20 protein-coding genes and 1 tRNA gene are annotated in these 21,950 nt (G+C 62.2%); 12 read left to right on the top strand and 9 right to left on the bottom strand.

Annotated elements, in window-relative coordinates:
* The first annotated feature begins 4 nt into the window (after positions 1-4).
* The 3 genes from OU996_RS06975 to OU996_RS06985 are packed head-to-tail and all read left to right on the top strand — an operon-like array spanning position 5 to position 3,479.
* Positions 5-562, top strand: a complete 558-nt coding sequence (locus tag OU996_RS06975) for a TRAP transporter small permease subunit (RefSeq protein ID WP_267584903.1) — start codon at positions 5-7, stop codon at positions 560-562.
* Positions 552-1,877 carry a TRAP transporter large permease gene (locus OU996_RS06980; protein WP_267584904.1) on the top strand — a complete coding sequence of 442 codons (1,326 nt, stop codon included), beginning with the start codon at positions 552-554 and terminating at the stop codon, positions 1,875-1,877. The genes OU996_RS06975 and OU996_RS06980 overlap by 11 nt, the downstream gene beginning before the upstream one ends.
* 12 nt (positions 1,878-1,889) lie before the next feature.
* Positions 1,890-3,479: a gamma-glutamyltransferase family protein gene (locus tag OU996_RS06985; protein WP_267584905.1), complete on the top strand. Its 1,590-nt coding sequence runs from the start codon at positions 1,890-1,892 to the stop codon at positions 3,477-3,479.
* Between the two features lie 157 nt (positions 3,480-3,636).
* Here OU996_RS06985 and OU996_RS06990 read toward each other — a convergent pair whose 3' ends face one another.
* Positions 3,637-3,795: a hypothetical protein gene (locus OU996_RS06990; RefSeq protein ID WP_267584906.1), complete on the bottom strand. Its 159-nt coding sequence runs from the start codon at positions 3,793-3,795 to the stop codon at positions 3,637-3,639.
* Between the two features lie 222 nt (positions 3,796-4,017).
* Here OU996_RS06990 and OU996_RS06995 point away from each other — a divergent pair, with 222 nt between their 5' ends.
* Positions 4,018-4,242, top strand: a complete 225-nt coding sequence (locus OU996_RS06995; RefSeq protein ID WP_267584907.1) for a hypothetical protein — start codon at positions 4,018-4,020, stop codon at positions 4,240-4,242.
* Positions 4,243-4,299: 57 nt separating this feature from the next.
* On the opposite strand, the gene OU996_RS07000 is transcribed toward OU996_RS06995, so the two are convergent.
* From OU996_RS07000 to OU996_RS07025, 6 genes are read right to left on the bottom strand one after another with little or no spacing between them, the layout of a single operon-like run.
* The gene (locus OU996_RS07000; protein WP_267584908.1) at positions 4,300-5,976 is read right to left on the bottom strand and encodes a hypothetical protein; all 1,677 of its coding nucleotides are present in this window, start codon (positions 5,974-5,976) and stop codon (positions 4,300-4,302) included.
* Positions 5,977-6,017: 41 nt separating this feature from the next.
* Complete coding sequence (locus OU996_RS07005) at positions 6,018-6,926, bottom strand: HNH endonuclease (RefSeq protein WP_267584909.1); 909 nt, start codon at positions 6,924-6,926, stop codon at positions 6,018-6,020.
* Positions 6,923-7,342 (bottom strand): very short patch repair endonuclease, encoded by a 420-nt coding sequence (locus OU996_RS07010; RefSeq protein ID WP_267584910.1) that lies wholly within the window; start codon positions 7,340-7,342, stop codon positions 6,923-6,925. The genes OU996_RS07005 and OU996_RS07010 overlap by 4 nt, the downstream gene beginning before the upstream one ends.
* Positions 7,342-9,132 carry a response regulator receiver domain gene (locus OU996_RS07015; protein WP_267584911.1) on the bottom strand — a complete coding sequence of 597 codons (1,791 nt, stop codon included), beginning with the start codon at positions 9,130-9,132 and terminating at the stop codon, positions 7,342-7,344. The genes OU996_RS07010 and OU996_RS07015 overlap by 1 nt, the downstream gene beginning before the upstream one ends.
* The gene (locus OU996_RS07020) at positions 9,125-12,043 is read right to left on the bottom strand and encodes an ATP-binding protein (RefSeq protein WP_267584912.1); all 2,919 of its coding nucleotides are present in this window, start codon (positions 12,041-12,043) and stop codon (positions 9,125-9,127) included. Before OU996_RS07020 ends, OU996_RS07015 begins: the two co-directional genes overlap by 8 nt.
* Positions 12,040-13,128, bottom strand: coding sequence for a DNA cytosine methyltransferase (locus tag OU996_RS07025; protein WP_267585626.1), 1,089 nt, complete (start codon positions 13,126-13,128; stop codon positions 12,040-12,042). Before OU996_RS07025 ends, OU996_RS07020 begins: the two co-directional genes overlap by 4 nt.
* A gap of 429 nt (positions 13,129-13,557) precedes the next feature.
* Between OU996_RS07025 and OU996_RS07030 the strand changes: the two genes are divergently transcribed.
* Positions 13,558-13,908 carry an HNH endonuclease gene (locus OU996_RS07030; RefSeq protein ID WP_420712710.1) on the top strand — a complete coding sequence of 117 codons (351 nt, stop codon included), beginning with the start codon at positions 13,558-13,560 and terminating at the stop codon, positions 13,906-13,908.
* On the opposite strand, the gene OU996_RS07035 is transcribed toward OU996_RS07030, so the two are convergent.
* Positions 13,898-14,563 carry a hypothetical protein gene (locus OU996_RS07035; protein WP_267584913.1) on the bottom strand — a complete coding sequence of 222 codons (666 nt, stop codon included), beginning with the start codon at positions 14,561-14,563 and terminating at the stop codon, positions 13,898-13,900. The two genes, OU996_RS07030 and OU996_RS07035, sit on opposite strands and share 11 nt — an antisense overlap.
* A gap of 157 nt (positions 14,564-14,720) precedes the next feature.
* Here OU996_RS07035 and OU996_RS07040 point away from each other — a divergent pair, with 157 nt between their 5' ends.
* The 6 genes from OU996_RS07040 to OU996_RS07065 all read left to right on the top strand — a co-directional run bounded on the left by OU996_RS07040 (position 14,721) and on the right by OU996_RS07065 (position 20,851).
* Positions 14,721-14,936, top strand: coding sequence for a helix-turn-helix domain-containing protein (locus tag OU996_RS07040; protein WP_267584914.1), 216 nt, complete (start codon positions 14,721-14,723; stop codon positions 14,934-14,936).
* A gap of 619 nt (positions 14,937-15,555) precedes the next feature.
* Positions 15,556-17,841 carry a hypothetical protein gene (locus OU996_RS07045; protein ID WP_267584915.1) on the top strand — a complete coding sequence of 762 codons (2,286 nt, stop codon included), beginning with the start codon at positions 15,556-15,558 and terminating at the stop codon, positions 17,839-17,841.
* 320 nt (positions 17,842-18,161) lie between these two features.
* On the top strand, positions 18,162-18,371 hold the full coding sequence (locus OU996_RS07050; RefSeq protein ID WP_267584916.1) for a hypothetical protein: 210 nt from the start codon (positions 18,162-18,164) through the stop codon (positions 18,369-18,371).
* A gap of 66 nt (positions 18,372-18,437) precedes the next feature.
* Positions 18,438-18,692: a type II toxin-antitoxin system prevent-host-death family antitoxin gene (locus OU996_RS07055; RefSeq protein ID WP_267584917.1), complete on the top strand. Its 255-nt coding sequence runs from the start codon at positions 18,438-18,440 to the stop codon at positions 18,690-18,692.
* A 10-nt stretch (positions 18,693-18,702) separates the two neighbouring features.
* A complete protein-coding gene (locus tag OU996_RS07060) occupies positions 18,703-19,128 on the top strand; it encodes a hypothetical protein (protein WP_267584918.1) in 426 nt (141 codons plus the stop codon).
* Positions 19,129-19,153: 25 nt separating this feature from the next.
* Entirely contained in the window at positions 19,154-20,851 is a 1,698-nt protein-coding gene (locus OU996_RS07065) for a recombinase family protein (RefSeq protein ID WP_267585627.1), read from the top strand.
* Here the strand turns inward: OU996_RS07065 and OU996_RS07070 are convergent.
* Positions 20,808-20,884: transfer RNA gene (locus tag OU996_RS07070), tRNA-Met, on the bottom strand. The genes OU996_RS07065 and OU996_RS07070 overlap by 44 nt on opposite strands.
* A 152-nt stretch (positions 20,885-21,036) precedes the next feature.
* Here OU996_RS07070 and OU996_RS07075 point away from each other — a divergent pair.
* Positions 21,037-21,936 carry a CHAD domain-containing protein gene (locus OU996_RS07075; RefSeq protein ID WP_267584919.1) on the top strand — a complete coding sequence of 300 codons (900 nt, stop codon included), beginning with the start codon at positions 21,037-21,039 and terminating at the stop codon, positions 21,934-21,936.
* Positions 21,937-21,950: the final 14 nt, after the last annotated feature.

A 21,950-nucleotide genomic window follows, 5' to 3' on the forward strand; every position in this document is an offset into this window, starting at 1 on the left:
ATTCATGACCTCAATGCTCGAAAAATGCGCCCGTGGCCTCGACGTGATCGTCGAGGCCTGTGGCTGGGTCGCGGCATGGACGGGCTTCGCGCTCGTCCTCGTCATGGCCGGCAATGTGCTGATGCGCTACGCCTTCAACACCGGCTCGGTGGCCATGCAGGAGTTGGAGTGGCACCTGATGTCGCCGCTCACCCTGCTCTGCATCGCCTACACCATCAAACATGAAGGCCATGTGCGGGTGGACATCCTGTTCGCCCGGCTGCCCCCGCGCGTGCAGCAGGGGATCGACCTGTTCTCGGCCCTCGCGGTCGTGGCGCTCTCGGTCATCATCATCCTTCTGTCCTGGCGCTATGTGGCCCAGTCCTACCGGATCAGCGAGGGCTCGCCCGACCCCGGCGGTCTGCCCTACCGCTTCATCCTCAAGGCGATGATTCCCGCGGGTTTCGCGCTGCTGCTGCTGCAGAGCCTGTCGGCCACGGCCCGCGCGCTTGCCGCCCTTCTTTCCCCGGTCCGCATTCCACCGGCGCAGCCGCCGGAGCAGGTTTCCGCCAATGCCCTATAATGAGATTTTGGCGATCGCCTGCATCGCGTCTTTCTTCGTCATGCTGTTCGTCGGTGTGCCGGTGGCGCTCACCCTGGCGATCAGTGGCTTCTTTTTCGGCTGGCTCGGCTTTGGCACCACGCTGTTCAGCCTGCTGCCGGCGCGTATCTATGGTGTCACGGCCAACTACACGCTGATCGCCATCCCGCTTTTCGTCTTCATGGGCGTGATGCTGGAGAAGTCGCGCCTCGCCGATGAACTGATGGAGGTGATCGGCCATCTCTCCGGCAGCCTGCGCGGCGGCATGGGGCTCGGCATCATCCTGGTCGGCATGATGATGGGCGCGACCACCGGCATTGTCGGCGCCACCATCGTGACGCTCGGCTTGCTGACCCTGCCGACGCTGCTGCGGCGCGGCTATGACAAGAGCCTGTCCTGCGGGGCGATCTGCGCGTCGGGCACGCTCGGCCAGCTGATCCCGCCCTCGACCATCCTGATCCTGCTCGCAGACATTCTCGGCGAGTCGGTGGGCACGCTGTTCGCGGCCGCGCTGATGCCCGGTTTGCTGCTCACCGGCATTTTCTGCGCCTACATGCTCGCCGTCGGCATCTTCTGGCCGGAAAAGGTGCCGGCCATTCCGCTCGAGGAGCGGCGGGCCATGCCGCGCAAGGAGCTGTGGCTGAAGGCGCTGAAGGTCGGCCTGCCGCCGATCGGTCTGGTGCTGGCCGTGCTCGGCTCGATCATTGGCGGCATCGCCGCGCCGACGGAAGCCGCCAGCATGGGCGCGCTCGGCTCCATCCTCGTCGCCGCGGTCGCCGGCCGGTTCACGCTGAAGACGCTGGTGGACACGGTGCAATCGACCGCACGCATCACCGCCATGATGTTCTTCGTGCTGATCTGCTCGCAGGTCTTCGCCCTCTCCTTCCGCGGACTTGGCGGCGAGCGACTGGTGCATGATGCCTTCGCGCTGGTGCCCGGCGGGACGGACGGCATCCTGATCTTCATGCTGCTCATCATCTTCGTGCTCGGCTTCTTCATCGAGTGGATCGAGATCAGCTACATCGTGGTGCCGATGTTCCTGCCGCTGATGCAGCACGCCGGCGTGGATCTCGTCTGGGCGGCGGCGCTGATCGCCACCGTGCTTCAGACCTCGTTCCTGACGCCTCCCTTCGGCTGGGCGCTGTTCTACCTGCGCGGCGTCGCCCCGCCCGAGGTGCGCACCGCCGACATCTACCGTGGCGTCCTGCCCTTCATCGGGCTGCAGCTGATCGCGGTCGCCCTCGTCTTCACCTTCCCCGCGGTGGCCACCTGGCTGCCCAAGGCGATCGGCTGGTAAAGGGCGCGTGACATGCTGAACACGGTTCGTGCCCGCCGGGGCATGGTGACCTCGCCGCACCATCTGGCGAGCGAGGCGGGGCTGCGCGTGCTGCGCGAAGGCGGCAATGCGGTCGAGGCCACGGTAGCCATGGCCGCCGCCCTGGCAGTGGTCTACCCGCACATGACGGCGATTGGCGGCGATGGCTTCTGGCTTATTGGCGCATCGGGTGAAACGCCGGTCGGCATTGATGCCTGTAGCCGCGCCGCCGGTGCGGCGACGCCGCAGCTTTATGCGCAGGCGGGGCTGACGGCGATCCCGCAGCGCGGACCGCTGGCCGCCAACACGACCGCCGGCACCGTCGGCGGCTGGGGCGAGGCGTTGCGGGTGAGCGGCGAGCGCGGCGGGCGGCTGCCGCTGTCACGCCTTCTGGAGGACGCGGTCTGGCACGCCCGCAATGGCTTCGCCGTCACCGCCAGCCAGAGCCAGCTGACGGCCGACAAGCTGCCGGAACTCGCGGATGTGTCGGGCTTTGCCGACGTCTTCCTGGCGGACGGCGCGGCCCCGGCGACGGGCGCGACGATGACGCTGCCGGCGCTGGGCGAGACGCTGGAGCGCCTCGGCCGCGAGGGCCCGGAGAGCTTCTACCGTGGCACGCTCGCTCGCGACATCGCCCATGATCTGGCCGCCGCCGGCTCGCCGGTGACGCGCGATGATCTCGCCGCCTGCCACGCCACGCGCGTCACCCCGCTGCAGGTCGACCTGCCCGGCGTCCGGCTGTTCAACTTCCCGCCGCCGACGCAGGGGCTGGCCTCGCTGATGATCCTCGGGATTTTCAGCCGGCTCGGCGTGCGAGAGGCCGAAGGCTTCGCCCATCTGCATGGGCTGATCGAGGCGACCAAACAGGCCTTCCTGGTGCGCGACCGCGTGGTCGGTGACCCTGATACGATGAGCGAGGATCCGCGCGCCTTTCTGGCCGGTGACGTGCTCGATCGTCTCGCCGCCCGGATCGACTCCGGGCGAGCCCTGCCTTGGCCAGCGCCGCCCTCGGCGGGCGACACCGTATGGCTGGGGGCGATTGATGGGAACGGATTGGCGGCGAGCTTCATCCAGAGCATCTATTTCGAGTTCGGATCCGGCGTCGTTCTGCCCCAAACGGGCATCGTCTGGCAGAATCGCGGATCGAGCTTTGCCCTTGCGGGCGACGGGCCGCGCATGCTCGCGCCCGGCCGCAAGCCGTTCCACACGCTGAACCCGGCCATGGCGCAGTTCGCGGACGGGCGGCACATGGTCTATGGCACGATGGGCGGCGAAGGACAGCCGCAGACGCAAGCGGCGCTGTTCTCGCGCTATGGCCTGTTCGGTCAGGAACTTCAGGCGGCCATCACCGCGCCGCGCTGGTTGCTTGGCCGCACCTGGGGCGCGGAGACCGTGACGCTCAAGCTGGAGGATCGCTTCCCGCCGGACCTTATCGCGGCGCTGCGCAGTGCCGGGCACGATGTGGAGATGGTGCCTGCCTTCGACGCGATGATGGGCCATGCGGGCGCCATCGTCCGCCGCGCGGATGGAACGCTCGACGGTGCCGGAGACCCGCGCAGCGACGGCGCCGCTATGGGGTTTTGATCGGACCGAAGCCGATCAGCCTGGCTCGGATACCCTCGCGAATTGATGCATAGGCGGGCCTCGCAATTGTCCGGCTGTGCTGAGTGGAGTGCCTGTCCGACTGCCGGCAGAGCGGGCGACGTCCATCGACCTTGCCCGCCGTTACCCGGGCTGCCGATCAGTTGGAACGCTCGTCCCTCTCGATCTGCACCGGACCGCGCTCATTCACATAGGTGTTGCGGCCCTCGACGATCGGGGCGCGCGGCGTGAAGGGGCGTCTTCCGTTTGAGTTCCAGCCGGCGACGCAGCGCGCGTTGCCCCCGCTCTTCGCCGCCACCGACCCGGCCGCCCGAGACGGCGCCTATTCCCGGCTTGACCGATCGAGGGGAACGCACGGCTCTTCCACCGAAGAGGCGCCGCCCGCGCAGGCGCTGGCTGCTGCCGTCGCAGGGCGGTTGAGGGAACCGTCCGAGACTCTTACCGGGGTAAGGTTCTCGTAGAGACCACCCACGCGCTGAACCGGCAAGAGGAACGACTTCAGGCAGCGGAAGCCTTGCGGATGCTGATCGAGCGGATCGTGCTCACGCCCGGCGATGAACGAGGCGAGATGTTCGCGGCATTGCACGGCGAACGGCGCACCATCCTCGAATGGACCGAGCGCCAGGCCATCGGAAAGACCGCTAAAACAACAAAACCCGCAGCCGAGGCTGCGGGTTTGTCTGTATCAGTGGTTGCGGGGGTGCGCAGTCACCGATACCGACACTCGCTGGAAGTAGCTGTATAGCGGCATAGAAGCTAAGTATGAGGTTGCGTTGCCCTACCCTCAGTCGCTTCCTGAACGCTACGGTTCAAGGGCATGAACCACCTCGACGCAGAAGCCGTCGACGACAAAACTCGATTTAGCGGATTCCGGCGACCGAGCTCTTGCTCGACGGGCCCCGCTCCAGACCGTCGACAAGATGTCCGGTTGCCTGACAGCACGATCGCGCCTGCGTAGGAGCTCGTACCAAGAAAGCCAGGCGGCGCTCTGATTCTGACGCTCTGGCCCTGAGAACCGTGCGGCATTCTTGGTCAGAATGAAAATCCGGATTGCCTGAACCTCGCCGGCCAATGACGGAGGCGCCCCCAAGCGAGACGCTGTTTCGCGTGGTGAGAGACCGCTGGAGAGCTCGGCCAATTTGGCGATCCAGTTATTTCCCTCCTTTGACAGATTGGTGAAGCGGCTCTCGCGCTCGGCCAACGAGTTCTCAAAGGTATCCTGCCATTTGAGCTGGAATACTCCCATCGTTCCGCACTGCCGATCAATGAGCACGGCGTCGATGTCGGTATCGATGTTGCCTCCACGTCGTAACTTGACCGTAGTGGGCGCAAACCAGAAGCGCGGCTCTGGAAAGGCCACCTGAAGGTCGCTGCGGAACTGCGTCTCCCGCGCACCGACGGCACGGTCCCAGTCCGGCCTGAATCTCCGGCGCAGCTTCGCTGTAATCCATCCGAAGGGGTTGTTGAGGCCGCCAAAAACAGGTTCATGCCAGAAGGTGTCTCCCGCGCGCACGAGCAGGGCTTGCGGGCAATCCAATGTGCGTCGAATCTCCGGAAGATCGTCTGGTGTTACTGACAGCACGTCCAATAGGACAGCCGCCGTCGCGTCATCCAAGTCAAGCAGACCACCCCATTCCTTCTTCAGGGTTCGTTCCTCCGCATGGATAGTCAAAGCCGTACTGGGAACGGAGGGATCCTTCGCCAGGAGTGTCGTGACGAAAGCGGCGTGCTTGAAGCAGCGCGCTATACCCGCGACGACGACTCTCCTGTACTCACCGAAGGTGAGTGGCCCAAGACGCGCAGAATTTGGCAGGCAGTCGCTTCCTGGCAGCGTGGCGGCCCGAAGTTCGGCCTCGAACTCGAAGCATTCTTCCAGTTCGCGCGACGACGAGTATCGGATGCCAAACAGCGGATCCGACTGCGCTCGCGCTCTCAACTCGGCGGCAATGGCTTCGCCGTAGCGTTGATGAAATGCCTCAAGGATGGGGCGCTGCTGAAACTGAACTCTTTTAGAGTGCCACTGTATTGCGTCCCGGTCGAGAGCTTCGAGATCCTGCCCGTGAATGCGAAATCGAAGTTGGTTTGCGCTGACGACTTCGACCGTAGCTAGATCGCGTCGGACCAGTTGCGCGTACCGCCTGAGAAGAGTGACGAGGCCGCAGCGGCGGATGAAGCCCATGGCCCACGCGGTGCGCTCTGGCACGGATCGGTCCCACATCATGCCGGGCCCTGCCATCGCTGTCGGGCCGAGTAGATCGAAGGCGTGAGCCAGTCCCGTCCACACGAGGTCGAGATGGCCGGGCGCTCCGGGAATCTGCCTGCCAGGGTCGAACGCCCGCGCATAACCGACCAAGTCGGCTTCGCGGATGACCTCGAGAAGCAGCAGCCGCTCGAAGCCGCGACAGCTCTCCTTGAATGCCGTCTCATTCGCGGTGATCTGATCAATCACATCGATGAGCAATTGCGGCAGATTGACCATCAGTGCTCCGTCCGCATTGGTCGCCTCCTTCCGGCGACGGGTTACGAGGCGGCGAATCGTTCGCGGTGCTTGAGCAGATACGCGGGATGGGGCCAGATGTCGGGGGACTTGGGGAGGTGGATGCGGTCGCCCGCCTGGCCGAAGAGCTGCCGGAACTCCGGCGGCACCTTGTTGTGCGAGACCAGTAGGCGATAGTCGTCGGTCAATGAAATCAGGTGTCGATCGAATAACCAGTGGACCGTGCCACAAAGGGCAATTCCGTTTTGGACGACGTCTGGTCCACCTTCGGCTACTGGCCAAACATGGGCGGCTTGCACCTCCGAGCGGCCCCCACCGTTGACGATGCGGAGCCGGGTGACTGCGCAGGTGTCTTCGTAGGCGTCGATGACGACCCTACGGAAGCCCGCGTCCCGCACGATCCGGCTGGTAAGGGCCTGATCAATCTGCCACTCGCGCTCCGCTGGCCCAGCATCCACTAGACCGGCACGAATTTCTCGCAGATATGCCGGGTCGATTCCGAGCCGACTAGCATTAGCCGGCGCGAGCGTGTCTTCCAAACCTACAGTGATGAGCCTTGCGAAATCGGCTTCAGAGATCAGCCGTACCGATCGACCACGCAGATAGACGCCTACCTGCGTGGTTGGCATTTCCCGAAGGGTCTGCTCGGCGTAATGCCCTTCGCGCCGCCACGCCACTGGTCGGTCGAATTCCAAATAGTCGCTCAGCCGGGCAAAGCTCAGCGCTGGTGATCTCGGATCCGGCTCTACAGCTGTGACGCGGGCGGTCGCGAAGTAGGCCAAGTTGCCTCCGTCCGCTCGCGGTCGCCTCAGCACGACCCAATCGCCAACGGTCTGCGTAACCAGGCTCAGATAGCGGCGCGGAAACTGATAGTGACGCATGAGATCGTCATCGTATCCTGAGCGTGGCTTTGTATCGAAGATCGCCTTCATGCCGAATTTGTCATGCCCAAGATGCTTCGAAGTCGCGTGTCCAGCCCGGCGCCAGATCTCGTCTCACATTCCCAGATCACCTCCGACCGCCACCCGGCGGCCTTCAGCGCTTCAAGCACGGTCTGGTCTCGTGCCCTGTTACGATCGATTTTCAAGGTCCAGAACTCGACGTTGCTTCCGGGTAGCTTCGCCCGCGGGCACCCCGCGTGACCATGCCAGAAGCAGCCGTGCACAAATATCGCGAGGCGGTGTCGAGGAAAGACGATATCGGGCGTTCCCGGCAGATCCCGCCTGTGCAACCGAAACCGAAAGCCCATTGCATGCGCCGCCCGTCGTACGCGAAGTTCGGGCGCCGTATCTCGCCGCCCGACCCGCGACATATTCAAGCTTCGCTGTTCCGGACTAACAGTATCCATTAATTTGCCGGCATATCTACGAAGTCTAGCCCGATGCGAGAAAGATGCTGTCCCGTAGAGTGAAGCACCCGTGTCGCGTTGAGGCTCCGAAGTTGATCGACCACCTCGAACCGTTCCTCAACAAGTTCTCGGCTGCCGCCGTGCTGCCCGACAAGGCGCGAAGCTCGGAAAAATGTTCGACCCTCCTCGCTGGTGATGCGCCCCTCGTCCGTTGCGAACAGGAACTCGTAGACTGGCTGCCCCATGCCGTTTACCAGCTTGAAAACCTTCTGCTGACCCTCCAGCTCCAGAAAAACATGGTTGGCGCGCGAAGCTTCGTTCAGAGCGCTGCTGACAGATTCAAAGGGTAAGAGTCGTAATGCAACCACAGCCGTCAGCGGATGGATTTCGTGAGCCCAGGCCTGTTGCTCGCCTGGCTTTCGTGCCACGAGATCGCAAGCCGGTGAGGCGGCGACCCAATAGCCGCTGCCATCGTTGTTCCTGAAAATGGTGCCAGTGGTGATATGCGACCTGCGAAAGCGTTCAGTCGAAAGAAAGCTATTCAAACGAAACAAAACGTCTGATTGGTTTATCTTTCCCGTGGTCCGCGCAAGCGTCGCCGCGCCTCTTACCATTTCGGCTTTGCCGACTTGTGGCCAGGACTGCGTGGTCCAGCCGATGCTCCGCAGCTCTCCGAGCAGTGCATGACTGGCGAGATCGATAATCTTGGAATCCGTCGACAGACGTCGCCGGATCCCATCGACGATTTTGTCAACGATGCTCATCAGCGGTACTCGGACATCCGGGCTTTTATCCAAGTCCAAGGTGCCGAGCGCTTGAAGCAGATAGTACCAAAGAGCGGTCTGGGTCTCGGGTTCGCTGAGATGCTCGTCTTCCGTCGCGAGCGCCTCAAGCTCCAGCACATTTTGAATTTCAGAAATGATGATCTGAATTAGGTTCGGGCGCCATGCTAGCAGCGCTTTACCAAGGCACGCCATGATCCCGTATGGATCGGTTGGGTCCTCGGCCAGATCATCTCGCTTCTGCAGGATCGCGATGAACGAATTATGTGATTGAACCCATCTGACACCATCTACCGATCCTCCGACAGCGCGTCGCCGAGGTTCGCCCGCCCACTTGCCTGCATGGCGGGCCATTTCCCGATGGATCATAGCCTTGATGATATCCGCCGTAGCGATCCTGGGTACTTCCAGATCCGTCAACTCCTTCTGCGCCGCTTCTCGCACGGCCTTCGGGATGTCCTTGAACTCTTGACGGGCAGCAAAGGCCATTACCGCCTCCTGCATGGGCTCCGGTAGCTTCTGGGCGTCCGACAGCCGGTCCCAATGCTCCTGTGCCTCGCCGGTAAGGGCTCCAGGAAGACCGGTCCAATCTCCCGCGAGGCTGGACAGAACAGACAACCAGACTTCGTCTTGCTTTGGATCGGCAGTGTAAACAACGACGGTATTGAAGTGCTTTGAGCTTGCAAGTTGTCTTAGAACAGATATAGCTCGCTCATTATCTCCTTCGGCAGGACCAAGATTGTAATCAAGGATAATCAGATCACTCTTGCGAAAGAGTTCAGTTTTTACGTCATCTATTTCATTTTCAATGTCACAGATCATATGCCGCGCTCGAAACCCCTCGTAGAGTGTTAGAGCGCGATCTTTTTGTTTAAACTTCGACGTGCCATCCTCGCCCTTGATCATATCGGCAAGGCTCGGAAACTCGTCGTCTATCATCAGCACGGTGCGTAGAGGCTTCGTTTCGAAGGTCTCTTTGACCGCGGCGGCATATGCCCCATCAGCCATTCGCCACTACCCCCTTGAACTCAATGATGAAATTGGCCCCGTCGAGAACAGCGGGATCGTTCCGCTCTGCGTACCGGATCTTGTGTCCGGCTACAGCCAAATTTGCTCGACTGAGATAAAGTCCCACGCCGCGTCCTGATCGGCGTCGCGAGAAAAAGATGTCGAAAAGCCGCGCAACGTCTTCCGGGTCGACACCAGGCCCCGAGTCTCCAACAATGACGAGGCCATCCTTAAAGTCTATTTTGATCTGACGTTCTAGCGACAGGGACGACCAGTAAACGGCATTGTTGATAAGGTTGATGAAGACCGGAAAAATTCGCGACGGAATATCCGTGATTTCGATACCGCGAAATGATTTTGTGACTGAAAATTCAATTCTCTGTTCAGTAAAGACGCGTGAGAAAAATTCCTCTAAATACAACGCAATTTTTTCGCCGGAGATGCGTTCACGGGTACGATATCCGCCGATTTTTAGCGGCGAAAGGAACCGAAGCCGATCTGCCAATCCGAGGTGTGCCCTGAGTGCAGCTTCGTAAGCATTGGTGTTCCTGCAAGCCGCTGGAAGCTTATTGAGGTTCCGGCGGACTTCGGATTCCAGCGTTTCGAATTCATGTCCGATAATTTCGACGGTAATCCCAATCTGGGCGACAGCTCTGATATCTCGAAGCTGATCTTCCAGTTCGGCCCGATCATCCTCAGTAATGGCATAGGCTCCCTCTATATCTATCCCATCAATTAATTGATCAAGCGTGGCAATAAATGATCGGTATTTTCCTGCAAAAATTTCTCCTAATTCAGTGCGATTAACGTCGATGAGATTAAGCAAACTAAGAAGGTTTGTGTTCGTCACCGTTCCGTTGAGCACATGTCCTACTCGCCGTTCTAGTTCACCTTGGTCTGTCGCCTGATGATTGCGCCAGATTTGCCGAAGGTGGTTCATCCGCTCGTCGATCGCCGCAGCGTGTTCGTCAAGCTGAACCGTGATTGAGCCACCCTGCTCTCTAAGGCGTCGGGCCAAAACCTCATGCGGCGCTTCTCCGCCTAGGGTACTATCAACCTCTGCAGTCAACTGCGCCAGCTCTTGAATCCGGTCGAGGAGCGCCTGATAGTCGTCTCGGTAGAGTCGCCACTGCTCTTCCAGGTCACCGAGCCTTGCGAGGGGGATCGGTGGCCGCAGGTTTTCACTAATGGTCCTAACATCCCGGAAGCGCGCAGCCAGTACAGTTGCTTGCACCCTGTCCTTCGATACAAGCGTGTCCTTCGCAAGCGCCACGAGGCTGTCAGCCCGCTTGATGGCTTCGTCAAGGGGCGCGGATTGTTCACGCAGGAACTGGCGCATTCCTTTGCGGCGTCGAGTCCTTGCTCTGTCCGCAGCTTCCTTCTGAAGCGCCTTTCGTTCCATGATACCGGGTAGTACTTCGTGCCTTAGAGCGGAGTCCGATCCAAAGTACTTCCTTGCCGCATCCTTGAGAAATTCGACGACTAGGAGCCGCATTTCACGGAACGCCCTATTGTCTACGAGGCCTTCACGTCCCGCCTTGTCTCGGAGGGCTGGATTTCCAACGCGGGTCACGCCGATACGCCCGAAACTCCGCCGGTGGGCCCAAAACTCCCGGCCGGCATTCTTGCTGCGGCGCTCTTCCATGCCGAGGAAGTCGGCGTCGGGACGGCCGTATGGCATGACCCTCAGATAGTCCCTATAAAGTGAGACGCCAGCATAATGTTTCGCTTGGGCTTCGATCAGTGCATGTTGCGTCTCGCTATGGGTAGATCGGCGCTCATCGACCTCGAATGTGCCGATAGCGAACTTGAATGGACCGAGCTTGTCCCGCCCTCGCATCGGAGGAGGAAATTTCGGCACGAACGTTTTGATACCTAGATCTTGGCCGTACGCTACGATGCGGCCAGAGAAAGTTCCTCGTTCGTCAAATTCTCCATCGATGTAGTGCTCAAGATCCCGCAAGCCATCTATACCGAATACATCTGAAGCGCCTATTATCCTAGCGTTGTTCTCGCCGCGATGGATGTACACCTCGTAGTCGAAATCTGGACGACTTTCCGAATAAGGATCTGTAAAGCCAGTTAATGTCTGTCGTAGCCGATCCTTGACCTCTTCCACTTCATCGCCGCTTTCCTGAGGTCGCACCCAAACCCCTAGCTCATGGTTCAGATCGATCATGAACATCGCGGTGCCGTGTTCTGCGAGCCCGAGAAAGACAGGCCACTCCTCGAGATGGCGGCGTGTAAGCGCCATACTCTGCCAGGAATCGCGGATAGTCTCAGACGTGGTTACGGTCGCTCCGTGGCGCCTTTCGTATTCTGAGAAGCGCTGCCATCCGGCAGTCAGTCGCTCCCCCCGCTCGCTTCCTGGCCCTCCAAGGTTCGAGCTCAAAGTTTCTAGGAGGCTCGCTAATCCAACGGTTACGGCCTCGGGCGACGAGAACTGCTCAACGGGCAACCGAATGTCGTCCAAAGCGATGAATGGGTTCTCGAATAGCCTCCAGTCGACAGCGACGACGATGAAGTCCGACGTTGCCTTCTTGGATACTAGGATGGTGCACGGTGCCAAAAACGCGACCGACAGCCGACCAATTCCCTTTTCTCCTTGGCGTGGCCTGAGCGGGAGGCCCAAAGTCTCCGGCGAACTCTCGTCGAATTCCTCGATCTTGCTTTCCGTGCCGATCACCAGCCAACGCCGAACTACGTCGTCGTAGTCCATGCCGACCCCGTCGTCGAAGATCGCAGCGATATTAGGCTGGCCATCGAAGACGTGCAGCGAGACGTTTCGGGCATACGCGTCGTAAGCGTTCTTCCAGAGCTCGCTTATGGCCGTCGGAGCATCGGCAATCTGGCCGCGACCCAAGTGATCGATCGTACGCGCTCTTGTCTGGAATGCGACGCCGTTAGTCATGCGGCTTGATCGACGTCTGCGGGGGCTTTCCGATATTCCCGAACGGCGTCCCTGAGCGGAGTGAGCAGCTTTTCCGCCATGAGTACTGGTACGGCGTTTCCGACTTGTACGCCGCCCGCCATGATGCCGCCATCGAACGTGTACCAATCGGGAAACGACTGGATGCGTGCGGCCTGTCGCAATGTGATGCCGTGGTGCTCCGTAGGATGCACAAACCTCCCCTTGGAAGGATTGATGCAGGCGGTCGTCATCGTAGGGGCAGGGGCACGAGGATCGATCCGTCCGTAGACATCGTGGTGCCCCTTATGTTCCTTGTGGCAGGGTAGGGTACGACCGGAGTCGCGCCGGGACCCGCCGTTTTCCGGTGTCCGTTTGAACGTCTCGATCAATTCTTCGCCGTGGTTCATGTGCACGTCGTTCAGGTCTCCGGCTAAGGCGGGAGAGCTGAAGGCGACAGAAGCAGTCCGCCATTCCGGCAGGCCCAACTCGTTTCCGGGCGGACCGTTTGATGCTGCAGGGGGCCAGTTGGGAGCAGACGCGATACGCGTTCGGTCGAAGCCTAACAGGAAGACCCTGCGGCGATTCTGCGGTACGCCGTAGTCCCGCGCGTTGAGAACGGCGGGATCGAGGACCGCGTAATTGGCCGCATCGGCGAGCTCGTAGAATGCGGACAAGAACTTGGCGTGCTTTGGCCACAGTAAGCCAGGTACATTTTCGACGAGGAAGAACAGTGGTCGGAGAACTCTTACGTACTCAAAATATCGGAGCAGGAGCGAGTTTCTCGGATCGTCGACGCCAGCGTCGTTGAGGCGATGGGCTGAGAAGCCTTGGCACGGCGGCCCACCTAGGAGAATGTCACAGCCCGAGGCGGCAAGTACCGTTTCGTCCCTTACCGTTTGCGGCTCAAGATGCGTGATGTCCACCGGAAAGATGCGTGCCTTCGTGAGGCCTGTGGTGATGAGGTTGGCGGTGTAGGAGGCACAAGCATACTTGTTATTCTCGACGGCTGCGACCACCTCTATACCGGCAAGATGAGCTCCCAAGGAGAACCCGCCAGCTCCGGCGAATAGGTCGCACGCTCGCACCGGCTCAGCATGAGGCCGCTCCGGTGGCTGCTGATCGCTCAAGGCACTATGAACGCCCGACACTCGCCCCTCTTGAAATCCTTCGCGTTAGTTTTCAGAGATCAGTAGCGGGAATTCTCGCGATGCGCGAGGGGCATTTCAGGCGCCGTCAAGGAGCTGAGTGTGATTTAGCATTAATAGGCGGGATCGGTTCGATCGCGTCGCGATCGCGTGTCTGCTCGTGAATGACCACCATTAGCAAGGATGGTGGCGTTTTCGAGCGTAACGTTTGAACCAGGATGGGCGGCGCAGGCCGCTGCTTCAGCGAGAGGATGCGGACTTGCCTCCGAACGGATTCAACGAAAACAGGCTCCCTTTGCATTGGATTAAAGCGGGGCACGCGTCGGCTATCTATCGTCGCGTATAGTGCGGGATCGCGTCTTCCGCTACATGGTGCTGCACGCCTACGATGACCGCTGCGCCATCAGCACCTTGAAACTCATCAATGGTGGCGGGCGGGCCGAGGTCGCAGCGGCTCATATTCAGCCCGTTCAGGCGAACGGACCGGATATCGTCAGCAACGGATTGGCTCTGTCAGGTACGGCGCACTGGATGTTCGATCGCGGGTTAATCAGCCTGTCGGATGATCTCAACGTGCTGGTCTCACGGCATGCCAACGATCCTGATGGCGTGCGCGCCTTTATCAACCGGAGCGGACGCGCCATTGTCCCGCAACGGGCGTTCGAGCGTCCGCATCCCCACTTCTTGCGTTGGCATCGCGAGCACTGTTTCAAGCAGTGAAGCCGACAGCATCGGGACAGTGCAACTGCATCAAGCGCGCAACATCCCTGCGGATGCGCCGCAACTCCGGCCAAGGGAAATGCCGCCCCTCAGCGCCATCCGCCCCGACGGCGATCAGCACGTCGAGCTTCGCGGAGAGGCCGCGCAGAGACGTCGCGTTTGCCGCAAAGAGCCTCGCAATCAGTCGCTCTTCATCGGCGGATGCCGCCGCCTCTTTCTGCCGGGTGACGGAATAGCCGATGGCGCGGTCTGCGTCGTCCCAACGCTGCTGATGTGCGCGCAGCACTGCGGCGACTTCGGCGCGCCGCGTGCAAAGCGCCGGCACATCACCCGCAAGCTCATCGAACTGCCACAAGGAGTTGATGCGCACCGGTGATGGCAGTTCGGCTGCAGCCAGAACCGCCTGCGGAAAGCCGATAGTCCGCGCGAGTTCGGACTCCAGACGTTGCTGTTTCCGGCACAGAGCGAGCGTGCGCCGATGCGCCGCGCGCCACGCCTTCCACGCCATGACGGCGGCATCCGTCGTGCCGCCATCCTGCGGTGCGGCTGCAGCCGCACTCTTGAAGGAAGAGCCGCCGACCGTCGCCAGGGCGGCAGAGAGAAGGTCCCTCCGGGATGGTCGGGACAGACTCATGCTAATCTCAGAATCAGCCATGATCCGAGCTCCAGACAGCTTGGGTTGTGGTCAGGCCAAGTGGAGCGTTGCAACCGCTCCGCTTGGCCGCTTCACTGCAGGGCAGCGAAGAAGACGAGTCTGAATCGCCGAGAAATTATGTCAAGGTATAAATTTGCTAACGTCTGAACAGGTTCGAATGGCGCGCGCGGCGCTGCGATGGGGCGTACGTGATCTCGCCAACCATGCCGGCATAACTGCTGCGACGGTGACACGGATCGAGAACGACTACGCCGCTCACGCAAGCACGCTTTTGGCCATTCGAGCGGCGTTTGAAGCCGCCGGCATCGAGTTTATTCCAGAGAATGGCGGCGGCGCCGGTGTGCGCTTCCGCAAGCCGTCAGCGCCGGCCTAGGCCTCAGCGACCGCGGCTCCTGCGCAAGATCGCTGCGACTTCAGTGCGATTCGGCGGCAGTTCCTTTGCAGCTTTTCCGCACCGCGACTGCCAGTCTTGAGCAGGGCACCGATAGCCGCTTCGCTTCAGGCAAGGCGCTGAATGGCGACGTCGCTGCCCACGTGGCGGCGCCTGCCCCAGTTTGGCATCGCATTTCCGGCGGGTCTGACGAACAGCCGGTAGCGCTCGGCACCCACGGCGCGTTTTCTGCCGCTCTGTCATAGTATATCAGCGATGTGGCGTGATCTCATTTGGGCCCGGGAAAGCGAGACAGCTTGAGGGCAGGATAAAAGCCCGCACATTGCGCGGCGGTCGGGTCGTTGCGTTTGCTGATTATTTATCTGATTTCGACACATTGCGCCGTCCGACAGCAACGTGCGGGCTTCTCGGGAAGCTTGTTGACTGAACGCTTCGCCGCACATTGTCTTGGTCCGATACCCCCTGCAGGGCATCGCCCCCTGGTTTCGGATCGCGGGGCCTGCCACTTCTGGGGCGTAGCCGAACGAACGGCTTCTCGGCAGAAACGCCGCCCCTAACCGAGGCGAGTCGCCTCTCCATAACGTGCCTGCACTGACCGCCGATGCCCCGTACGAGCTTCGCGCGCATGCTGGTGAAGTTCTGCCAGCAGCGTGCCACGACCGTCCTGTCGCCTCGCGACGCCGACCTGTTCCAGAACTGGCTGCTCGATCTCCTCGCCGCGCGCGTGCCACCGCCCATGACCGAGCGCGATTATGACTGGCATGCGATCGCTCAAGCCTGCGATGTGGATCATGCTGATCTGCAGCGAGCCGGCCCCGTGCTGGCGCCTGGCCTTGATGCGCTGCGCCGTGAATTGGCGCGCCGCGGCCACGTCACGGTGAAGCGTGCCGCGGCGCGCCGGGCACGGTCCGGCTCGGAGCGGGGCGCGCTCCATCGTGATGCCGACCACCTGGACGCTGCGCCGCGCCGACGCGGCCCTCGCGCGAAGCCCAATGTCGAGTTTCCCGAGAGCGACGGCCGGCCCTGGACCGACCCGCCCTCATTCGCCGATGCGCTCGATCTTCACATGCGCCGCCATGGCGACACTGCGGTGCATCTCGCACGTGTCCTTGAGGCGAGCGCCGCTCGGGTCGATGCCACGGCACTCAATCTGTGGCGCCGCGGCGTGAAGGTGCCCCGCGCCTCACGAAGCCTCGCGGCGCTGGAGCTCATAGAGCGGCGCTACCGCCTGCCGCCGGGCTACTTCCGCTCGAAGCTGCCGAACGGAGATCGCTGCACCTCGGCGGGGACCATTGCCGGCATCAGCCGCGCGGAGAGACGACGCCTCGCCTGGCACCTGCCGCATGATTTTGATCGGCGCCCGTTGAGGGAGAGGGAGGAGATCCTTGAGTGGGTGCAGCGCGTGGTGATTTCGGGGACGACCGACTATCGGCGCTTCCAGGCTGCCGCCATGAAGCAGCGCTACTCGATCCGCTTTCCCGGCCTGCTCGATCAATCCTCCCGGCCGCGCGGGCTGTACCGGTTTTGCCGGGAAGAGGATGGATCGCTGCCGGATCCGGACCTCGCGAGTGCGGCGCTCGATGCGCCGGCCCAGCTGGCCGAGGAGATGGCCGATCTCGTCCGGTTCAAGACGGCGACGCTGACGGCCTTCGGCTATCAGCGCAGCGGCGTCTGGGGAGAGGAGACGGCGTCCCAGAAGGTCGAGCATCTCGGTCTGATGTTCGGTGCGCTGGCAGCCTCACCCAGCGGCGCGGTCCATGGCTTCGGCGTGCCGCTGGAGAATCTGAGCTTCAGCCTTCTGGTCTTCCCGATCGTGTGGGACTGGTACATCCAATGGCGGGAGCGTCGGCGCGGCTTCTACACCGCGTGGGAAGTCGACATGCTGCGGATCGCTGCCGCGCTCACCCGCGCCGAGACGGGCTGGCTGCGGCAGAACCCGCAGTTGGCCGAGCGCATCCGTCCTATTCCCAATCTGATCACCGAGCGCGACGTTGCCGCTGCCCGTGCTGACTGGGACGCAGCCTGCGAGCAGATGCATCGCCATGGCCTCGCCCGCGCACGGGAGGTGCAGCGCGTAGCCCGTATACATCGTGACCCCTTCGAGCCGATCATCGCGGTGCTGGAGGCGGACAGCCCGGTCGCCGAGTATCGCAAGATCACTGAGGAGATCCTGCGGCTGATGCCGGACGAGAAGCGCTACCCGCGCGCGGCGGCCGAGGCGGTGCGGGCCTTCCTCATGCTGCGGCTCGGCCTGCATCTCGGGCTGCGGCAGAAGAACCTGCGTCAACTCCTCGTCTGTCCGCGCGGCCGGCTACCAACCTCGGAGCGCCGCCTCGCGGAGATGAAGCGTGGCGAGTTGCGCTGGAGCGAGCGCGACCAGGGATGGGAGGTGCTCATCCCCTCCGTCGCCTTCAAGAACGCGAATTCGTCCTTCTTCGGCAGTAAGCCGTTCCGGCTGATCCTGCCGGACCTCGGCGGCCTCTATCACTATCTGGAGGCCTATATCGACCGACACCGCCGGGTGCTGCTGAAACATGCAGCCGACCCGGGCACGCTGTTCGTCAAGACGGTGAAGCTGACCAGCAAGGATCCCGCCTACTGCCAGAACACCTTTTATGAGGCCTGGCGCCTGGCGATCCAACGCTATGGCATCCACAACCCCTACACCGGCCGCGGTGCCATCAAGGGCCTGCTGCCGCACGGGCCGCACAATGTTCGCGACGTGCTCGCGACTCACATCCTGAAGAAAACCGGCTCCTATGAGCAGGCGAGCTACGCCATCCAGGACACGCCGGAGATGGTCGCCAAGCACTACGGGCGCTTCCTGCCCCAGGACAAGGCCGCCCTCGCGGCGCAGATCCTCAACAAGGTGTGGGAAGCGGCGTGAGGGTAGAACGCCTGATGCGCGAATCTCGTCGCCGTCCGCTCTGCGCGAGGGCGCACTGCCGCATGGGCGATCCGCTCCCGCGGCAGGGCAGAGGCGGGCAGCGCCGTAAGGGAAGTTTGACGAGCCGCTCATTCGAGACAGGAATGGCGCATTCGACGCCCTTGCCTTGACCGGGGCGCTTGTAACGCCTCAGTCAACGCATCCCATTTACACGTGATGGTGTCCTTTTCGCCGCACGACCATCGTTTGGGGCTTTCCCGTGCGCTAGGGAAGGTCTTCGGTCGTTCCCGAGCCTTTCCGGCTCGGGATTTTCGGACGCAATGACTCTCAAGCGGCACAGGAACAACCCCAAGGCACTCGGACCGTTAGCCGGACCGGAGACGGCGCTGGCCCGCGCCAAACGTGCCGAAGAGGCGGTTCTGGGTCTTGCCCGGATCATCGGTCGCCAGATCGCCCGCGAGCAGTTTGATCGGCACATCGCGTTGGAGCGGAAGGTCCGGAGGAAACGTTCGAAGGGCGAGGAGGTGTAATTCCAGCTTTGCTCATAAACAAATTATACGTATAATTCTGGCATTCAATCTGAAAGGATGCCCGCCATGGCGAGAGTCGGCTCCCTTGAATTCCAGCGCAAGTTCGGCGAGTTCCAGCATCAGGCCCAGCGCGAGCCCGTGGAGATCACGCGGCACGGACGCCGCGAGTTCGTGCTGATGTCCGCTGACCATTATGACTGGCTACGGGCCGCCGCGCAGCGGACCCACCGCACGGCCGACGCCATCGATGTGGTGATCGACGCGGTGGAGCGCGCAGAGATGGACGCCGAGCACGCGCACCTGAACGACCTTTTGAAGTAAAGCGCTCGCCGTGGCGTTTCCTCAGCCAAAACCCGGCCTCATCCTCCGCTATGATTACCTTTGGACGCACGAGGCGGCTGCCGGCCGCGATCAAGGCAAGGATCGCCCGACCTGCCTCGTCGCCGCGACCGATTCCCTTGTCCGCCCTCGCTATGTAGTCTTGCTGCCGATCACCCATACGCCGCCGTCCGGCGATACGGTGGGGATCGAGATCCCGGCGAAGGTGAAAGAGGCTATCGGCCTCGACAGCGAGCCGAGTTGGGTGATCGTATCGGAGCACAATATCGACGAATGGCCGAATGGCGGGCTGTCGCCGGTTCCTGGCAAGCCGGGTGAGTTCAGCTACGGATTCATCCCGCCAGGGCTGTTCGCGAAAATCAGGGCCAGCTTCCTCGAACTGGCACGAGCGAAGAAAAGTGGTGCCGTCCGCCGCTGACCATGGAGACACGAAAGGAAGGTCTATGACCCGCGTCGCGCTCTATGCCCGCTATTCCTCAGATCATCAGCGGGAAAACTCAATCGAAGATCAGCTTCGCCTCTGCCGGGAGCAGGCAAGGCGCGAGACGTGGAACGTGGTCGCCACTTACAAGGACGCAGGGATTTCCGGTTCGAGCATGATTCTGCGACCTGGCATCCAGATGCTGTTGCAGGACGCGCAGGCGGGACAGTTCAATGTGGTGATGGCCGAGGCGATGGATCGCATCAGCCGCGACCAGGCCGACATTGCGACGCTCTTCAAGCACCTCAAATTCGCCGGCGTGCCGATCGTCACATTGGCCGAAGGCGAGATCAGCGAATTGCATGTCGGCCTGAAGGGCACGATGAACGCGCTGTTCCTCAAGGACCTTGCCGCAAAGACGCATCGCGGCCTCCGTGGTCGTATCGAGGACGGCAAGTCGGGCGGTGGGCTCTGCTACGGCTACAAGGTGGTGAAGAAGCTCGACACATACGGCAATCCCGTTCGGGGAGACCGTGAGATCGACGAGGTCGAAGCCAACATTGTTCGACGTGTGTTTCGCGAGTTCGCGGATGGTGTAGGTCCGCGCACAATTGCGCGCCGACTGAACGAGGAGGGCATTCCCGGCCCGAGCGGCAAACTGTGGAGCGACACAACGATCCGCGGTCACGTCAAGCGCGGAACCGGCCTCGTAAACAATGAGCTTTATGTCGGCCGCTTGCTCTGGAACCGGCTTCGATATGTCAAAGACCCGTCAACCGGGAAGCGCGTCTCGCGAATGAATCCGCGCTCGGAGTGGATCGTCAAGGACGTCCCCGAGCTCCGCATCGTCGACGACGAGCTGTGGCAAGCCGTGCGCGAGCGGCAAGGCGAGATCAACGAGAAGTACGTGAATGTCACTGAGGCGATCCGTGATCACCATATCAAGAATCGACTGAACGGGGGACGCCGGCCGAAATCGTTGCTCTCGGGGCTGATATTCTGCGGCTGCTGTGGTGGCCCATACTCGATGCGCGGATCCGACCGCTTCGCCTGCTCAAACCACGTCAGCAAGGGTAGCTGCTCCAACAGCCGGACTATCCCACGCGAGGAGTTGGAGCGCCGCGTGCTGGCCGGTCTCAAAGGCCGGATGATGGCACCTGAGGTCGCGGCAGAGGCGATGCGTGCTTATGCCGAAGAGACGAACCGGCTCAATCGGGAACGCCGCTCGAATGGCGACGCCTGGAAAGCAGAGCTGGTCAAGGTGGAGAAGCAGATCAGGGGCATCATCGAGGCCATCAAGGCTGGCATGTTCCACGAGAGCATGAAGGTTGAAATGGACGCGTTGGAGGCCCGAAAGAAGGAGCTTTCGGAGCTGCTGGTCGATGTTCCCAGCGACGTGCCGGACATGCTGGCGAGGGCCTCGGTCATCTATGCGAGCAAGGTCGCGACTCTGACCCACGCGCTGAACAGGCCGGAAGAAAGGCCTCAGGCATCGGAAGCTTTGCGGATGCTGATTGAGCGGATCGTGCTCACGCCCGGCAATGAACGAGGCGAGATGTTCGCGGCGCTGCACGGCGAACTGCGCACCATCCTCGAATGGACCGAGCGCCAGGCCATCGGAAAAACCGGTAAAACAACAAAACCCGCAGCCGAGGCTGCGGGTTTGTCGGTATCAGTGGTTGCGGGGGCAGGATTTGAACCTGCGGCCTTCAGGTTATGAGCCTGACGAGCTACCGGGCTGCTCCACCCCGCGTCAGAGCCGGGGGCACCAGGGCGCCGCCGACGCCGGGTATCTAGCAATCCGCATGGGCAATTGAAAGGGGGGCGGCGTCGTTTTTGTCATCGCGCCGTCGCAGCCTGTGCCAAGATGGCGGCCAAACCGTTGCGCCGCAAGGACAAAGCGAGATGAGCGAAACTGTGCATGGCCGCCCTGCGTCGGCCGATACCCTGCCGCCCGCGCCCTCTCCCACGGAATTCGCGGGGCCGTTCGCCCAGGCCGCCGGGGAGGCGGAGGCGGCTCTGGGGCTGGAAGACCCGGTGCGGGCGGTGCATGAGCTGCGCAAGGCGTTCAAGCGGCTGCGGGCGCTGCTGCGGCTGATCGGCGGCGAGCATCGCGATGAAGCTAAGGCGTTGCGCGCGGCGCTGGGGGAGGTGGCGCGCCGGCTGGCGGGCGCGCGTGACACGCAGGCGCGGCGGGACGCGCTGGCTGATCTCGCGGCAAAATCATACCTCACACCGGCGGCGCATCGCGCGGCGGCCCGGGCGCTGGCGGCCGGCGGTGCGCATGAGGCGGTGGGGCTTGCGCCGCACCGGGAAGATCTTACCGCTCTCGTTGTCGCCTGCCGGGAGGCGGGGCCGCGTTTTGCCGCCCGCATGGACCGATCCGCGCTGCTGCGCGCCCTGCGCGACGAATATGCCCGCGGCCGGCGGCTTGTCCGCTCGATCGATCCCGGCGATCCCGAGAGCCTGCATGAGCTGCGCAAGGCGGTGGTGGCGCAGCGCTACCAGATGGAGCTGGTAAGCGAGGCCTGGCCGGCGCTCGGCAAGCTGTGGGTGGCTGAGCTGCAAAGGCTGCGCGACAAGCTCGGCAAGCATCAGGATCTCGCCGTGCTCGCCGCCGAACTCGCCGCTTTGCCGGCAGGGCGGCAAAGCTGGCGCCAGCCGCTGACCGATGCCATCGCCGCGCGGCAGGCCCGGCTGGTGCTCTCCGCGCTGCGGCTGCACCGCAGGCTGTTCGCGGAGACGCCCCGCGCCTTCCGGCGCCGCCTCAAGGTTTATTTGAAAGCTGTATCCGAAAAGGAATAAAAGGACGGCGTCGG

Source organism: Ancylobacter sp. SL191 (genome assembly GCF_026625645.1).
GTDB lineage: Bacteria > Pseudomonadota > Alphaproteobacteria > Rhizobiales > Xanthobacteraceae > Ancylobacter.

What these genes read in the sequence shown, in the direction of transcription:
- OU996_RS06975 (WP_267584903.1), top strand. Translation starts at nt 5, where the DNA reads ATGACCTCAATGCTCGAAAAATGCGCCCGTGGCCTCGACGTGATCGTC.
- OU996_RS06980 (WP_267584904.1), top strand. Translation starts at nt 552, where the DNA reads ATGCCCTATAATGAGATTTTGGCGATCGCCTGCATCGCGTCTTTCTTC.
- OU996_RS06985 (WP_267584905.1), top strand. Translation starts at nt 1,890, where the DNA reads ATGCTGAACACGGTTCGTGCCCGCCGGGGCATGGTGACCTCGCCGCAC.
- OU996_RS06995 (WP_267584907.1), top strand. Translation starts at nt 4,018, where the DNA reads ATGCTGATCGAGCGGATCGTGCTCACGCCCGGCGATGAACGAGGCGAG.
- OU996_RS07000 (WP_267584908.1), bottom strand. Translation starts at nt 5,976, where the DNA reads ATGGTCAATCTGCCGCAATTGCTCATCGATGTGATTGATCAGATCACC.
- OU996_RS07005 (WP_267584909.1), bottom strand. Translation starts at nt 6,926, where the DNA reads ATGAAGGCGATCTTCGATACAAAGCCACGCTCAGGATACGATGACGAT.
- OU996_RS07010 (WP_267584910.1), bottom strand. Translation starts at nt 7,342, where the DNA reads ATGGATACTGTTAGTCCGGAACAGCGAAGCTTGAATATGTCGCGGGTC.
- OU996_RS07015 (WP_267584911.1), bottom strand. Translation starts at nt 9,132, where the DNA reads ATGGCTGATGGGGCATATGCCGCCGCGGTCAAAGAGACCTTCGAAACG.
- OU996_RS07020 (WP_267584912.1), bottom strand. Translation starts at nt 12,043, where the DNA reads ATGACTAACGGCGTCGCATTCCAGACAAGAGCGCGTACGATCGATCAC.
- OU996_RS07030 (WP_420712710.1), top strand. Translation starts at nt 13,558, where the DNA reads ATGGTGCTGCACGCCTACGATGACCGCTGCGCCATCAGCACCTTGAAA.
- OU996_RS07035 (WP_267584913.1), bottom strand. Translation starts at nt 14,563, where the DNA reads ATGGCTGATTCTGAGATTAGCATGAGTCTGTCCCGACCATCCCGGAGG.
- OU996_RS07040 (WP_267584914.1), top strand. Translation starts at nt 14,721, where the DNA reads ATGGCGCGCGCGGCGCTGCGATGGGGCGTACGTGATCTCGCCAACCAT.
- OU996_RS07045 (WP_267584915.1), top strand. Translation starts at nt 15,556, where the DNA reads ATGCCCCGTACGAGCTTCGCGCGCATGCTGGTGAAGTTCTGCCAGCAG.
- OU996_RS07050 (WP_267584916.1), top strand. Translation starts at nt 18,162, where the DNA reads ATGACTCTCAAGCGGCACAGGAACAACCCCAAGGCACTCGGACCGTTA.
- OU996_RS07055 (WP_267584917.1), top strand. Translation starts at nt 18,438, where the DNA reads ATGGCGAGAGTCGGCTCCCTTGAATTCCAGCGCAAGTTCGGCGAGTTC.
- OU996_RS07065 (WP_267585627.1), top strand. Translation starts at nt 19,154, where the DNA reads ATGACCCGCGTCGCGCTCTATGCCCGCTATTCCTCAGATCATCAGCGG.
- OU996_RS07075 (WP_267584919.1), top strand. Translation starts at nt 21,037, where the DNA reads ATGAGCGAAACTGTGCATGGCCGCCCTGCGTCGGCCGATACCCTGCCG.